Annotated in this window: 15 protein-coding genes and 2 pseudogenes; 16 read left to right on the top strand and 1 reads right to left on the bottom strand. The window is 27.3% G+C overall.

Translation table 11 applies throughout. From position 1 onward, the window contains the following. Position 1 precedes the first annotated feature (1 nt). The 9 genes from cbiE to ACQPUY_RS03250 all read left to right on the top strand — a co-directional run bounded on the left by cbiE (position 2) and on the right by ACQPUY_RS03250 (position 7781). The gene (gene cbiE, locus ACQPUY_RS03290; protein ID WP_430839488.1) at positions 2-625 is read left to right on the top strand and encodes a precorrin-6y C5,15-methyltransferase (decarboxylating) subunit CbiE; all 624 of its coding nucleotides are present in this window, start codon (positions 2-4) and stop codon (positions 623-625) included. Beyond that, positions 612-1190, top strand: coding sequence for a precorrin-6Y C5,15-methyltransferase (decarboxylating) subunit CbiT (gene cbiT / locus ACQPUY_RS03285; protein WP_430839487.1), 579 nt, complete (start codon positions 612-614; stop codon positions 1188-1190). The genes cbiE and cbiT overlap by 14 nt, the downstream gene beginning before the upstream one ends. Before the next feature lie 2 nt (positions 1191-1192). Continuing rightward, a complete protein-coding gene (locus tag ACQPUY_RS03280; protein WP_430839486.1) occupies positions 1193-1858 on the top strand; it encodes a cobalt-factor II C(20)-methyltransferase in 666 nt (221 codons plus the stop codon). 15 nt (positions 1859-1873) lie between these two features. Beyond that, on the top strand, positions 1874-2620 hold the full coding sequence (gene cobM / locus ACQPUY_RS03275; protein ID WP_430839485.1) for a precorrin-4 C(11)-methyltransferase: 747 nt from the start codon (positions 1874-1876) through the stop codon (positions 2618-2620). A 1-nt stretch (position 2621) separates the two neighbouring features. Continuing rightward, entirely contained in the window at positions 2622-3590 is a 969-nt protein-coding gene (cbiG, locus tag ACQPUY_RS03270; protein WP_430839484.1) for a cobalt-precorrin 5A hydrolase, read from the top strand. A gap of 87 nt (positions 3591-3677) precedes the next feature. Beyond that, positions 3678-4394: a precorrin-3B C(17)-methyltransferase gene (gene cobJ / locus ACQPUY_RS03265; protein ID WP_430839483.1), complete on the top strand. Its 717-nt coding sequence runs from the start codon at positions 3678-3680 to the stop codon at positions 4392-4394. Further along, positions 4391-5167, top strand: a complete 777-nt coding sequence (locus ACQPUY_RS03260; protein ID WP_430839482.1) for a cobalt-precorrin-6A reductase — start codon at positions 4391-4393, stop codon at positions 5165-5167. Before cobJ ends, ACQPUY_RS03260 begins: the two co-directional genes overlap by 4 nt. Before the next feature lie 283 nt (positions 5168-5450). Continuing rightward, on the top strand, positions 5451-6611 hold the full coding sequence (locus ACQPUY_RS03255; protein WP_430839481.1) for a 5-bromo-4-chloroindolyl phosphate hydrolysis family protein: 1161 nt from the start codon (positions 5451-5453) through the stop codon (positions 6609-6611). A 27-nt stretch (positions 6612-6638) separates the two neighbouring features. Then, entirely contained in the window at positions 6639-7781 is a 1143-nt protein-coding gene (locus ACQPUY_RS03250; RefSeq protein ID WP_430839480.1) for a toxic anion resistance protein, read from the top strand. Between the two features lie 92 nt (positions 7782-7873). Here the strand turns inward: ACQPUY_RS03250 and ACQPUY_RS03245 are convergent. Beyond that, positions 7874-8215, bottom strand: a pseudogene (locus ACQPUY_RS03245) (TIGR04076 family protein). Between the two features lie 58 nt (positions 8216-8273). Here ACQPUY_RS03245 and ACQPUY_RS03240 point away from each other — a divergent pair. From ACQPUY_RS03240 to srtB, 7 genes and pseudogenes are all read left to right on the top strand, one after another. Beyond that, complete coding sequence (locus ACQPUY_RS03240) at positions 8274-8483, top strand: helix-turn-helix domain-containing protein (RefSeq protein ID WP_430839479.1); 210 nt, start codon at positions 8274-8276, stop codon at positions 8481-8483. Positions 8484-8571: 88 nt separating this feature from the next. Beyond that, entirely contained in the window at positions 8572-9468 is an 897-nt protein-coding gene (locus ACQPUY_RS03235; protein WP_430839478.1) for a LysR family transcriptional regulator, read from the top strand. A gap of 109 nt (positions 9469-9577) precedes the next feature. Beyond that, positions 9578-10090 carry a flavodoxin gene (locus ACQPUY_RS03230; RefSeq protein ID WP_430839477.1) on the top strand — a complete coding sequence of 171 codons (513 nt, stop codon included), beginning with the start codon at positions 9578-9580 and terminating at the stop codon, positions 10088-10090. Further along, positions 10089-10331 (top strand): annotated as a pseudogene (locus tag ACQPUY_RS03225) (carboxymuconolactone decarboxylase family protein); the annotation flags it as partial. The gene ACQPUY_RS03230 and the pseudogene ACQPUY_RS03225, both read left to right, overlap by 2 nt. 12 nt (positions 10332-10343) lie before the next feature. Further along, positions 10344-11180 carry an SDR family oxidoreductase gene (locus ACQPUY_RS03220; protein WP_430839476.1) on the top strand — a complete coding sequence of 279 codons (837 nt, stop codon included), beginning with the start codon at positions 10344-10346 and terminating at the stop codon, positions 11178-11180. Between the two features lie 299 nt (positions 11181-11479). After that, on the top strand, positions 11480-14350 hold the full coding sequence (locus ACQPUY_RS03215) for a beta-N-acetylglucosaminidase domain-containing protein (protein WP_430839475.1): 2871 nt from the start codon (positions 11480-11482) through the stop codon (positions 14348-14350). Between the two features lie 160 nt (positions 14351-14510). After that, positions 14511-15236 carry a class B sortase gene (srtB, locus tag ACQPUY_RS03210; RefSeq protein ID WP_430839474.1) on the top strand — a complete coding sequence of 242 codons (726 nt, stop codon included), beginning with the start codon at positions 14511-14513 and terminating at the stop codon, positions 15234-15236. Position 15237: the final 1 nt, after the last annotated feature.

Here is a 15237-nt window from a genome sequence, read left to right as displayed (position 1 = left end):
TATGATTTATATTGTTGGATTAGGGCCAGGACATAGAGATTATATGACTAGGAAGGCCTTAGATATATTAGAAAAAAGTGATATTATAATAGGTTTTAATAGAGCAATAAATTCTTTAGATTTCGTAGGAAAAAGAAAGGTAAAAATAAAATCATTAAATGAAATATTAGATATAGTAAATGATTATAAAAGTCAAGAAACAATATCAATTATAGCTTCAGGAGATCCTTGTTTCTTTGGTATAGCTGAATATATAAGTAAAAATATAGATGAAAAAATAGAAGTTATAGCAGGAATAAGTTCCTTTCAATATTTAATGACTAAAATTAATAAATCTTGGAGTAAAGCATATACAGGAAGCTTGCATGGAAGGGAAGAGGAATTTATAAAAAAAGTTAAAGAAAATATCATTAGCATATGGCTTTGTGATAGTAAAAATTCACCACAAAAATTATGTGCAGACCTTATTAAAGAAAAAATAGAGTGTAATGTAATTATAGGTGAAAATTTATCTTATGAAAATGAGGTTATATTAGAAGGAAAAGCCCATGAATTTATAGATAAATCCTTTTCTGATTTATCAGTAATCATAGTAGAAAGAAGGAATATAAGTGATATTAATTAAAGATGAGGAATTTATTAGAGGAAAAGCTCCTATGACTAAGGAGGATATAAGAGCATTATCTATTTGGAAAATGAATTTAAGTGATAAGTCTAATGTCCTAGATATAGGATCAGGTACAGGAACTATAACAGTACAATCTGCAATGATAGCTAAAAATGGGAAAGTTTATTCTATAGAAAGAAATGAGGATGCCTACAATACTTCTCTTAAAAATATTGAAAAATTTAAAGCTACAAATGTTTTATTAGAAAAGGGAGAAGCTAAAGATATTTTAGATAACTATATAGAAAACAAACTAAGTTTTGATTCAATATTTATAGGGGGATCTGGTGGAGACTTAGAGCTATTAATTGAAAAAAGTGACTTATTATTAAAAAATAAAGGAACACTAGTGATGAATTTTATAACATTAAATAATGCTTATAAAGGAATCGAGAAGATAAAAAGTTTAAAATACAAAACAGAAATACTGTCAGTAAATATAAGTAAAAGTAAAGAGAATAGTTATATGATGATAGCTAATAATCCAATTTACATAATTAGTTGTTATAAAGGAGAAGTTTAAATATGTCAATTTTATATGGAATAGGTGTAGGACCAGGAGATAAAGAATTAGTTACAGTTAAAGCTGTTAAAGCTATTAAAAACAGTGATGTTATAGTTGCGCCAAGTGCTATGGAAGGTGGAGAAAGTATAGCATTAGAAACTGTTAGAGAATATATAGAGGATAAAACGGAAGTTGTGATTAAGCATTTTCCAATGGGAAAAAAAGATAAAGAAATCAAGGTTAAGGAAGCTTATGACTTTATAGAAGGAAAGTTAAATGAGGGGAAGGTAGTATCTTTCTTAACTATTGGAGATCCATTTGTATATAGCACCTATATTCATTTATTAACTCATATGAAAGAAAAGAAGTTTAAAGTTGAAACTATAGCGGGAATAACTTCATTTTGTGCAGCAGCAAGTATTGTTGAGAGAACATTAGTAGTAGGTAACAATAGATTAGTTATATTACCAGCAAAGAAAGTAAATGAAATAACTGATGAAAAATACGTAGTTATTATGAAAGTGTACAAGCATGAAAAAGAAGTAATAGATACTTTAGAAGAAAAAGGGTTTACTGATTATGTATATGTAAGTAGAGCAGGAAGAGAAGGGGAGTTAATTTTAACAGATAAAGAGGAAATAATAAATTCAAGAGATTATATGTCTTTAATTTTAGCAAGTAAATAATAGAGGGGAATAAGTATGGTTTATTTTATAGGCGCAGGTCCAGGAGATGTTGATTTAATTACAGTTAAGGGTAGAAATATATTAGAAGAAGCAGATATTGTTATATATGCAGGTTCATTAGTGGCAAAGGAACATATGGATTTTTGTAAAAAAGAAGTTGAAATATATAATTCAGCAACTATGACTTTAGATGAAGTTATAGAAGTAATTAAAAATAATAGAGATAAATCTATAGTTAGACTTCATACAGGCGATCCATCTATATATGGTGCTATTAAAGAGCAAATGGATGAATTAGATAAATTAGAAATAAAATATGAAGTTGTTCCAGGAGTAAGTTCATTTGTAGCAGCAGCTGCAGCAATAAAAAAAGAATTTACTTTGCCATCAGTAAGTCAAACTGTAATATTAACTAGGGTTGAAGGAAGAACTAAGGTTCCAGAAGGTGAAGATTTAGAAAATTTAGCTAAGATAGGAGCTTCCATGGCTATATTTTTATCTATTTCAATGATAGACAAAGTTGTAGATAAATTAAGAAAGGGATATGGGAAAAATGTACCTATAGCAGTAGTAGCTAGAGCAACTTGGGAAGATGAAAAGATATTAATAGGGACTTTAGATGATATTTCAGAGAAAGTTAAAGCTGAAGGAATTAATAAATGTGCACAAATATTAGTAGGTGACTTTATTAATTGTGACTATGAAAAGAGTCTTTTATATGATAAAAGCTTTACTCATATGTATAGAAAAGGAATAGAGTAATATGCTTGCAGTTATTAGTGTTACTGAACTTGGTGATGAAATAGGAAGAAAAATTAATAATGAATTTGGTGGAAAAGTTTATTATAAGTCTAAAATAAAGAACTTTAGTTTAGATGAAATAGTAAAGGAAACTTTTAAAGAATGTGATTCAATAATATTTATAAGTTCAACTGGAATAGCAGTAAGGGCAATTTCAAGTTATTTAAAATCAAAGGATGTAGACCCAGCAGTAGTTGTCGTTGATGTATGCAATAAATTTACTATAAGCTTAGTTTCAGGGCATTTAGGAGGAGCTAATAAACTTGCTCTAGAGGTTTCAAATTTATTAGAAAACACTCCTGTCATAACAACAGCAACAGATAATTTAAATAAGAAAGCTCCAGATATAATAGCAAAAGAAAATAATCTAATAATAGAAAGTTTAGATAAAGCTAAAGAGATAGCAGCTAGGTTAGTTAATGGGAAAAGTGTTTATTTTAAAGATGATTTAAATAAAATTAAATGTCCAAAGGGATATATAAATAGTGATGAAATTAAAAAAAATATGCTTTGGATTACAGATAGATTAAACTATGATGAAGCTATACTTAGGCTTATAAGAAAAAATATAGTTCTTGGAATTGGATGTAGAAAAAACACATCTTCAGAAAAAATGATTAATTTTATAGAGAAAACTTTAGAAGAAAATGAAATAGATATAAGAAGTGTTAAGGTAGTTGCATCTATAGATATAAAAAGTGATGAAAAGGCTATTTTAGATTTAAAGGATAGGCTTAATGTAGACTTAAAATTCTTTACTAAAGAAGAAATTAAAAAAGTCCATAATAACTATGAAGGTAGTGACTTTGTAGAAAAAAACATTGGAGTTAGAGCTGTAAGTCAGCCTGTTGTAGAGTTATTAGGCGGAGAAATAATTATAGATAAGATAAAGTTTGATGGGATTACATTAACTGTTGGAAGAATAATTTAAGAGAAGAATTTATTTTTAAGTAAAATTTGAAATATAAAAAAGAAATTTAATTTGTATATAAGAAATATATTAAAAATGGAGGTACATATGGGAAAGTTATATGTAATAGGAATAGGTCCAGGTGGTTTAGATCATATGACAATAATGGCAAAAAAGGCTATTGAGGAAAGTGAAGTAGTAGTTGGATATATAAAATATATAGATATGATAAAGCCTATGATAGAAGGAAAAGAAGTTTTTAGTACTGGCATGAGAGGCGAAGAACAAAGATGTAGGGAAGCCTTAAGGTTATCAAAGGATAAGATAGTTGCATTAGTAAGTACAGGTGACTCTGGCATATATGGTATGGCAGGATTAGTTCTAGAGCTTATGCAGGATGAAGATGTAGAAATAATACCAGGATTAACAGCTTCAAGTGCAGCTGGTTCAATACTAGGAGCTCCACTTATGCATGATAATTGTAATATAAGCTTAAGTGATTTAATGACACCTTATGATCTTATAAAAAAGAGAGTCGAAAATGCAGCAGATGCAGATTTTATTATTTCATTATATAATCCAAGAAGTAAGGGAAGACCACACTATCTAAAAGAATGTATAGATATAATAAGAAAGTATAGAAAAGATGATACTCCAATAGCTGTTGTAAGACATGCTTTAAGGGAAGGACAAGAGGTTAGATTATTTACATTAGAAAATTTTGATGAAAGCATAGTGGACATGTTCTCTATAGTTATAGTAGGAAATACTCAAAGTTATATTAAGAATGATAAATTTATAACTCCAAGAGGTTATAAGATATGATAGGATTTGTTCTTGGAACATCTGAAGGTAATGAAATATTAGAAAAAGTAAATAAAATAACAGACAATATAGTAATATCAACAGCTACTAATTATGGTGGAGAGCTTTTAAAAAAATATAAATTTAAGCATTTAAACACACAACCTTTAGATGAAGAAAAATTTAAAAAGTTAATTAAAGATTTTAATATAAAATTATTTGTTGATGCATCACATCCATATGCAAAGGAAGTATCAAAGACATTAATTAAAGCTTGTGATGATTTAAATATTGAATATGTAAGATATGAAAGAAAAAGTCACCTTGATAATATATGTGATGATAAAATTATTAAAATAGATAGTTATGAAGAGTTACCAGAAGCATTAAAAGATATAGATGGAAATGTATTAAACACAACAGGAAGCAATAATGCAGGGCTTATAAATAGTTTAAATATAAAAAATAGAATAATACATAGGGTATTACCCTTACCTAACATACTTCAAAAACTTATAGATTCAGGAATTAAAATAGAAGATATAATTGCTATAAAAGGTCCTTTTGGTAAAGAAATAAATGATGGAATAGTAAAGGAATATAAAATAAAAGCAATTATAACTAAGGATAGTGGAATAGAAGGTGGAATGAAAGAAAAAATAGAATCTGCCTTAGAAAATAATACTAAGATAATAGTAATAAATAGACCAGTAGTTAAATATAAAAGAATTTATGAAAATATAGATGATTTAATAGAATTTATAAGTATTACTTATAATTTTTTATATTATTAATACACTAACATAAATAGGTGTGTACTTATCATTTAAATATGAGAAGTACACACCTTATTTTTAATGCCTAAGAAAGCATAAGAAGAGTTTTATTATTAGTTATCAGTATTTAAGAAAAATCTAAGAAATGAATTAGAAGAAATTTTGTTTAGAAAAATAATTTTATATAGTTGTTATAAATTGTAATTGGATAAATTATAAGATATAATAAACCTAAAATGTTATTATTATGGGATATTAAATTTAATCTTGAATATAAGAAAAATAATCTGGAGGCAAGATAATGGATAAAAAGGATTTTTCTGATTTAGAAGATCAAATTATGTCTACAGTTACAAATGCACTTAAGGCCATAGATTTTGCTAATTTAAAAAGAGATATTAGCGATAAAACTGAGGACACTTTAAATGAGTTTAAATCGAAATTTAATGAATATAGTGAAAAAATAGAAAGCAAATATAGGACTATAAATAAAAAGGCTAAAAACGATATATCAACATATATTAGTAAAAGACCAGTTGGAAGTATATCAGGAGTAATTTATACAGTATTCGGATCCATTGGAAGCCTGATTTTTGGCTTTTTAGTATTTATATTTTTGATATTTATGATATTTTTGGGTGGTGTTATAGCAAATATTTATATCGCCTTTGGCGTTTTATTTGCATTTTTTGCAGTAAGTTTAGGTTTACTTTTAAGAGGAGTAAATTTAAGAAAAAGAGTAAAGCGATTTAAGACTTATGTAAGATTTATTGAAGACAATAGTTATTGCTTAATTAAAGATTTAGCGAGATTTGCAAAAGAAAAGGAAGCTTTTGTAATTAAAGACTTAAATAAAATGATTAATTTAGGAATGTTTTTAGAAGGGCATATAGATGAAGAAAAAACTTACTTTATGTTAAATGATGAAGTTTATGGGGACTATTTAAATTTAAAAAAACAACAAATGGATAAAGAAAAATTAAATAAAAAAGAAGAAGTAAATGAAGATGAAAATTGTTCAGAAAAAGAAAAACTAAATTCTATAATTAAAATGGGAAGAAGTTATATTGAACAAATAAAAGCTGTAAGAAATGAACTTTATAAAGAAGAAGTAGCTATAAAGTTAGATAAATTACAAAGTGTTGCAAATCAAATTCTTAATTATGTAGAGAAAAATCCTAAAAAGCTACAAGAAGTTAATAAATTTATAAATCATTACCTTCCTATTACTATAAAACTTATTAATTCATATAAAGAGCTAAATAATCAATTAGTTCAAGGAGAAAATATTAAAAATGCTAAAAGTGAAATTGAAAAAAGTATTGATCTTATAGATAATGCTTTTGAAAATTTATTAGATGATTTATATGAAGATGTTGTGTTAGATATTTCTACAGATATTTCTGTTCTTAAAACCTTATTTAAACAAGAGGGATTAACCGAGGAAGATTTTAAAAAATAAGTTTAAAGTAAAAAGGAGACATTTAAAATGAGTGATGAATTTAAAGATGATATTAATATAAAACCAGAATTAACCTTTGAACCATTGAAAGAGGAAGTTATTGATATAAAAGTAAATGAAGAAAAAAAAGAAGAAATAATTGATGAAATCCATCTGACAGAAGAAGAAAAAAAGATGGTAGATCAATTTGTAGATAAAATAGAAATAACTAATTCAAATTCTATTTTACAATATGGAGTAGGTGCTCAAAAGAAAATTTCTGATTTTTCAGAAACAGCATTAAATAATGTAAAAACTAAAGATTTAGGTGAAGTTGGTGAAATGCTATCTAGTGTAGTTTATGAGTTAAAGAATTTTGAAGAATCAGAAGAGAAAAAAGGAATTTTAGGCTTCTTTAAAAAAGGCAAAGACAAGATTTCTCAAATGAAAGTAAAGTATGATAAGGTAGAAAATAATATTGGAAAAATGTGCGATATTCTTGAAAAACATCAAATACAGCTTTTAAAAGATATTGCTATGTTGGATAAAATGTATGAAATAAATAAAGTATATTTTAAAGAACTTTCTATGTATATACTAGCTGGAAAAAAGAAACTTCAAAAATTAGAAAAAGAAGAGCTTCCTAGATTACAAGAAAAAGCAAGAAAAAGTGGACTTCCTCAGGATGCTCAAGAAGTAAATGATTTTATTGCTCTTTGCAATCGCTTTGAAAAGAAAATTCACGATTTAGAATTGACGAAAATGATTTCTCTGCAGATGGCTCCTCAAATTCGTTTAATTCAAAACAATGATTCTTTAATGTCTGAAAAAATACAATCTACAATTGTAAATACTATTCCACTTTGGAAAAGTCAAATAGTTTTAGCACTTGGAGTTGCACATTCTAGTAATGCAGCAAAGGTTCAAAGAGAAGTAACAGATATGACAAATGAACTTTTACGTAAAAATGCAGAAATATTAAAAACTTCAACTATAGAAACTGCAAAAGAATCTGAAAGAGGAATCGTTGACATTGATACACTTAGAGTTACTAATGAATCATTAATTTCAACTCTTGATGAAATACTTCACATACAAACAGAAGGACGTCAAAAGCGTAGAGAAGCTGAATTAGAATTAAGAAATATAGAAGATCAATTAAAAAATAAACTTTTAGATTTTAAGTATTAATATATAGGGAATATAAATATTAGATTAGAAATTTAATAATAATTAAAATGGGCTACTAGGAATAATAGAAAATAATCCTAGTAGTTCTTATATTATCTATTAATAGGAGTATAGTTAATAGTAGCTTCTTCATCAGTTCTTTCGATTTTAGAAATTACAGGTCTTAAACCATCATTATAGCTTACAATTGCAACTCCAGGTGTTTCAATCCAATCACCGTAATAAAAAGTTTCACTTCCATGAGATAATGCAAAAACATATTGATAAATTGCTTTCCAAGCTTAATCACAAAACCCTTCAGGTTTTGCATAATCAGCAAAAAATATTTCTCCTTCTTTATGCATAGGACATTTACCAATCCCTTTACTACCATATTGATTAGCTAATTCCTTATCAAAATGAGTTGTTAAAACTGTTATTTTACATTTTTTCATTGTTATAGTCCTCCTAAAAAAATTTATATATTTTATTAGAAGTAGTTTATATTTATTAGTGTCTAATGAACTATTTAAAGAAAATACAATTGAACTTAATCAGGAAGAGATAGCTAATTTAATAGGTGCATCGAGAATACAAGTTGCTAGAGTATTACATCTTTTAAAAGAAAATAAGATAATTAAAACTAATAGAAATAGTATTAAAATATTAGATGTGAAAAAATTAAGTGAGCTATGCTCAAAGGATGTTTTGAAAAGTAATTAAAAGACATAATCTTTGTATAACCGGAGTATAAAATTTTTGTGCAAAATAGTTTCAATGATATACTTATATATGAAAGAAGGTGGTTTTTATGTTATTAAAGCAGATGAAATATTTTGTTACAGTAATAGAGTGCAATAGTTTTACAAAAGCTGCCGAACAATGTTATATATCTCAATCGGCCATTTCACAGCAAATACAATCCTTGGAAGAAGAGCTAGGGGTTGAATTGATTAAAAGACAAAATAGAAGATTCTTTTTAACACCTGCTGGAGAGTATTTCTATCGTCATGCATGTGAGTTATTATATGAAATTGAAAATTTAAAAAATGAAACAATAAGACTTGGGGAAGATAATGAATTATCTTTAAAAATAGGTTATTTAAGAGGCTATGCTGCACAAGAGTTACAGCATGCTATTGCGGAATTTTCAAGAATTTATCCTGAGGTTTCACTTTCTATTGTGAATGGAACACATGAAGAACTATATGATTTTCTAAGGTTTCATACTGTTGATCTTGTGATTAGTGATCAAAGAAGAGCATTTTCTAATGATTATTTTAATTATGAATTATTATATAGTAATTGTTATATTGAGATGTCTTCACGTAATCCCTTAAGTAAAAAAGATACTTTGACTTTAGAGGATTTAAAAAGAATATCTTGTATTTTGATTACCTCAAAGGAACAACAGCTACATGAAAAAGAATATTATCAAAATACATTAGGATATTCTAATCAATTCTTATTTGCTGATACATTAGAAGAAGGACGATTATTGGTTGTAAGCAATAGTGGATTTTTACCTATTGAGGCAGTTGGAACTTTGCCACCTGTTTCTCAGGGAATTACACGTATTCCTTTATATAATGCTGGTAAGCAATTACAACGTAATTATTGTGCTTTTTGGAAAAAGGAAAGAACTAATTATTATATAGAAGAATTTGCTGAAATATTAAGAAGGTTATTAAAGAAAGACTCACTTTGAGTCTTTTTTTTCATATAAGTTTTACTTATGTGAATGATTAGTAAGTTGAATTGGTGTTTATAAAAAAATAACATACAATAGATTTGTAAAAGAAAGAGGAGGTTGGATTATGGAAAAAACACTCATCGTTTATTTTTCACATAAGAAAGAAAATTATGTATCAGGAGTTATTAAAGAGTTAGAGGTTGGAAATACAGAAGTTATTGCTAAAAAAATTCAATCAATTATAGATGCAGATATTTTTGAAATTAAACCACTTCATGATTATCCATTTAACTATCATGAATGTACAGAAGTTGCGAAAAAGGAACAGTCTAATAATGAGAGACCAAAGATTTTAAATATTGTACAACATATGGAGGATTATAAAAATATTTATTTAGGATTTCCTAATTGGTGGGGAACAATGCCAATGTGTGTATGGACTTTTTTAGAAAGTTATGATTTCCAAGATAAAAGGATATATCCATTTTGTACTCATGAAGGAAGTGGGATAGGAAGCAGTATTGCAGATATTCGTAAACTTTGCCCTAATAGTGTAATAGAAAATGGTTTATCTATTTATGGAAGTAAAGTGAATAATGCAGATAAAAAATTAAATGAATGGTTAAAGGGGAAATAATTGTTTTGGTGATTACTATACACGTACAGGTTTAGATTATAAAGATAGAGAAATGATTACTTTTTGTTTTTTAGCAGTTCAAGGTGGATGTGAACCACAACTTACAAGTCATGCAAAAGCGAATATTAGACTTGGAAATTATAAGAAATTTTTAATTAAAGTTGTTTCACAATGTTTACCGTTTATTGGTTATCCGAGAAGTCTCAATGCATTAAGGTGCATTGGAAATGCAATTAAATAATGAGGTGATGAAATGAAAAATTGGTTAATTACTGGTGTTAGTAGTGGTTTTGGTTATGAAATAACAAAGCAATTATTAAATAAAGGAGAAAAAGTTATTGGCACTGTAAGAAACACAGAAAAAGTAGAAGTATTGATTAAGCAGTACCCGGACACTTTTGATTGTAAAATATTAGATGTAACTGATACTTTAGCTATTAAGGATATAGTTAAGGAAACAATAAAGAAACATCAAAGAATTGATGTTGTTGTAAGTAATGCTGGATATGGATTATTTGGAGCGGTGGAAGAGTTAAGTGATGATGAAGTGAATCATATGATTGCAACAAACTTAACAGGTTCTATTCAGTTGATTCGTTCTGTTATTCCTTATATGAGAATACAAGGTCATGGAAGGATTATTCAATTATCATCATATGGTGGACAAGTTGCTTTTCCTGGTAATTCTATGTACCACGCTACAAAATGGGGGATTGAAGGGTTTTGTGAGTCTGTAGCACAAGAAGTAGCTCCATTCAATATTGGTATGACGATTGTTGAACCTGGTGGAGCAAGAACAGAGTTTAGATATGGTAGTGCAAAGGTAGCAAAATTAATGGATGAATATGAAGGGAATCCTGCTCATAACTTTTTAACAATGTTAGATCCAGCGAATGGATTAGCACCTGGAGATCCAGTTAAAATGGCAACACGAATTATTGAAAGCGTAGATATAAATCCTGCACCCCTTAGAATGGTATTAGGCTCGCAAGCTCTTGCAAGCACAATATATACATTAAAGTCACGATTAGAAGATTTTGAATCTCAAGTGGAGGTAGCTGCTTCTACTGACTTTCAATTAGGGGAATGAAATTATAATTGTTCTAGAAAATTATATAATTTATTTTGTGTTGAAAACAATAACATATTATGTTAAAATAAAAGTAATTAAACTAAATATTGTTAAATAAAGCGTGTTACAATTTGGCATTAGCTCTAAAAATACAGAATTATTCTGTATTTTTAGAGCTTTTTATTTTTTAGTTTATTAGAAATAGAAATTTATTTTCTATAAAGTTTAAAGAGGGAGGAGAAGTGAATATTAGAAATAAATTTTATGTTTTTTATTAAATAAAGTTTATAAATTATTAATTAAGGAGGAAATAGTTAGTGAATAAGAAGATTAAAAAAGTATTTAGTATTGCAATAGCATTTACGATAGCTAGTAGTTATTTTAATGGATCTGTAAGAACTGTACAAGCAGCTGAGGGGAATGAAGTAACTGTTCAGAATAATGTAACAGAATATGAAATTTATCCAAATCCACAAAAAATATCATATTATGATGGTAGTTTTGTAATTGGTAATGAAGTTAACGTTGTTTTTGAAAATACAATAGATGAAGTTACTAAAAATAAATTAGATGAAGTATTAAAGTCAAAAGAAGTTAGTGTATCAATTTCAGATAAAATTGTAGAAGATAAATTAAATGTATTAGTTGGTACAAATAATTCAGGTGGATATGTTGATACATATGTAAAGGAAAATATAAATATAAAAACAGAAAACCTATTTGATAATATTGATGCATATAGTCTAAATTTACAAAATGATGTAATTACTATTTTAGGAAAAGATACTGATGCAGCTTTCTATGGAGTTACAACATTAAAAAATATTTTTAACCAAACAGATAAAAATATTTTGAATGTAGCTATAGAAGATTATGCAAATACAGAATTAAGAGGATTCATTGAAGGTTATTATGGTATTCCATGGTCCAATGAAGATAGAGCATCTTTAATGGAATTTGGTGGAGATTTTAAAATGAATACATATATATTTGCACCAAAGGATGATCCATATCATAACCAAAGATGGAGAGACTTATATCCACAAGAAGAACTTCAAAAAATAAAAGAGTTAGTTCAAGTTGGAAATGAGACGAAGGTTAAGTTTACTTGGTCAATTCATCCGTTTATGAATGATAAAATTAGTGAGCCAGAAGTTACAAGTGAAGAGGCATATCAAAATGACATGGCAATTATTAAGGCCAAATTTGATCAGCTTTATAGTGTTGGGGTAAGACAATTTGGTGTTTGTGCTGATGATATTCAAGGACGTTTTAATCCTGCTTTCCATTCTAGAGTAATGGAAGATTTATTGGCATGGGGAAATGATAAAGATGAGCATGTTGAATTGATATTTGTACCTACAGTTTATACTGGAATGTATATGGGATGGGGTGCTGATTATGTTCGTCAAATAGGTAAATTAATGCCTAAAGAAGTTCATATAATGTGGACTGGTGAAAGTGTTTTAGGAAGAGTTACACAAGAAACTGTAGATAATTTTATTAATTATACATCAACACCAGAAGAAGGGGTTGAAGGTAGAAAACCATTTTTCTGGTTAAACTGGCCTGTAAATGATATTAATAATAAACGTTTAATAATGTCACCAGCCACTGTAATAGATAGTGGGGTTAAAAACTTAGATGGTATTGTTACAAATCCAATGCAACAAGCAGAAGCATCAAAGATTGCATTATTCTCAGTAGCAGATTTTGCTTGGAATGTAGATAAATTTGATTATAACAAAGCTTATGAAGATGGATTTAAATATATAGAACCAGATGCAACTGAATATTTTCATGAATTAGCAAAACATTTATCAGACCCATCAGATCCATCTCAAGTATTACCAGAATCGGAAGAATTTATTGGATTATTTGAGGAGTACAATAGATTAATAGAGGAAGGCAAGAGTACTAAAGATGTAGCTAATGTATTAATACCTAAATACGAAAAAATAATTGTTTCTGTAGATAAATTTAAAGAATTATCAAAAAATGAAAATCTTAAAAAGGAGATAGAACCATGGATTAACTCTTTAAGAGATGTAGCAAGTGCCTCAATTGAATTTTTAAATCTTGAAATTCAATTAGAAGATGAAAACTATACAGATTTATGGGAAAACTATAAGAGTGCTAAAATTTTAGAGCAAAATTCTAAAACATATATAGTTGAAAATTTAGGTGGACCAACTATGGTTGAAGCAGGGGCAAAGAGATTAGTTCCATTTATGAGTAGCATAATTGATAGATTATCAACACAAGTTTATGAAATATTACAATCTAAAGAAAATAATGGAGAATCTATTTTTGATAGAAATAAGCAAGAATTAACTTATTTAATACAAAATCCTGTTTCATTTGAAGGTATTACAGCAAATATATCAGAGAATAATGAAAACTTAGAAGCTATAAAAAAAGCATATAATAATTATATGAATGATATCAAAGAATTTACTAATGCTTTAGTAGAAGATGTAGATGGAAATAAAATTGATGAAATGGTGGCTAACATAAAGGATAAACAAAATAAAATAGTAGAGGCTACAGGTACGGATAATGAAAATAATAAATTAGTTGAAGAATATGTTGAAAAACTTAAAGAGTTGGAAAAAGGCGGATACACTACACGTAGCTTAAATGAAGTTGAGTATGCAGTTAATGATTTAATAACTTTCCAAGGTTTAATTAATAATAATGATGTATTAAAAGAAGAGTTGCTTGGAAAGATTGAAAGTCAAATTTCAAAACTAGTTCAAAAAGCCAATAATGATAATTTACAAGCTAAGTTAGATGAAGTGTCAAAATTAGATTCTACCAAATATACAGATGAGTCTTGGCAAGCTGTTGTAGATGCTATTAATAAAGTTAATAGTTTAATGGCTAATGATTATAATGCTACAAAAGAAAATGAAAAAGAAGTTATAAAGGAAGTTGATTTAGCAGTTTCATCCTTAGTAGAAAAGGAAATAAATAATTCAGGAAATTCAGATAATCCAGGAGATTCTGGTAATACAGGGGAATCAGGAAGTACAGGAGGTTCAAATAATCAAGGAAACTCAGATAATAATAGTAATTCTAATGGTCATCTAGTAGAAACTGGTGATTATCTTATAGGAATTTTTATTGTGATGCTTACACTTTCTGCTATAGGAATAGTAGTTTTAAGAAAAAAACAAAGAGCTTAATAATTTAACAAGATAGAAGAATAAGGGGATCTCATAAATGACTAAAACTTGGTTACTTGAGATCTCCTTTTATATTTATTGTGATAATTCATATAGTATTGTTGGAATGAATTACTGATTATAGCTTATATATATGTTAAAATAAAGGTGGGTGATAAAGATGAAAAAGATATTTAATAAAGTGTTAATATTAATTTTATGGGGAATATTTATAGTTTCACTTTATAATTTATATAGAATTTTTAGTGAATATAATAAGAATAGAGAGTCATATAGTGATATTAGTAATATAGTTATGAAAGAAAATGAAGAAGTGCATATAGAAAATGAAGAGTATACTAAGTTAAAAGAAATAAATGCGGATTATCTATTTTGGTTATTTATACCTAATACTAATATTAATTATCCGGTTGTAAAATCAGAAAATAATGAGGAATATTTATATAAAAACTTTAAAGGAGAGGAAAATAGAGGGGGAAGTATTTTTGTAGATTCAAGAAATGTATTAGGTGATGACAATATAATAATACATGGACATAATATGAAGGACAAAAGTATGTTTGGAACACTTTCAAATTTATTAAAACCAGAATATTTAAGTGAGAATAAGACTATATACATTTATCTAGAAAATAAAGTATTAGAATATGAAATATTTTCAGTATATATAACCAATGGAGAAATGTTTCCATATGAGAATAAATTTGAAACTGATGAAGAGTTTAATAATTATATAAATCTAGTAATGAGTAAATCTATTCACAAATTAGATTATTTTGAAGATGGTAAAAGAAATATTATAACTTTATCAACTTGCACCAATGCTACAGGAGAAGAGAGAACTATAGTAAATGCTAAATTAAAGGATATAAAAACTTTAGAATAAT

The organism is Clostridium nigeriense (genome assembly GCF_050585245.1).
Lineage (GTDB): Bacteria > Bacillota > Clostridia > Clostridiales > Clostridiaceae > Clostridium > Clostridium nigeriense_A.
This window is presented reverse-complemented; position numbering and strand designations above follow the sequence as displayed.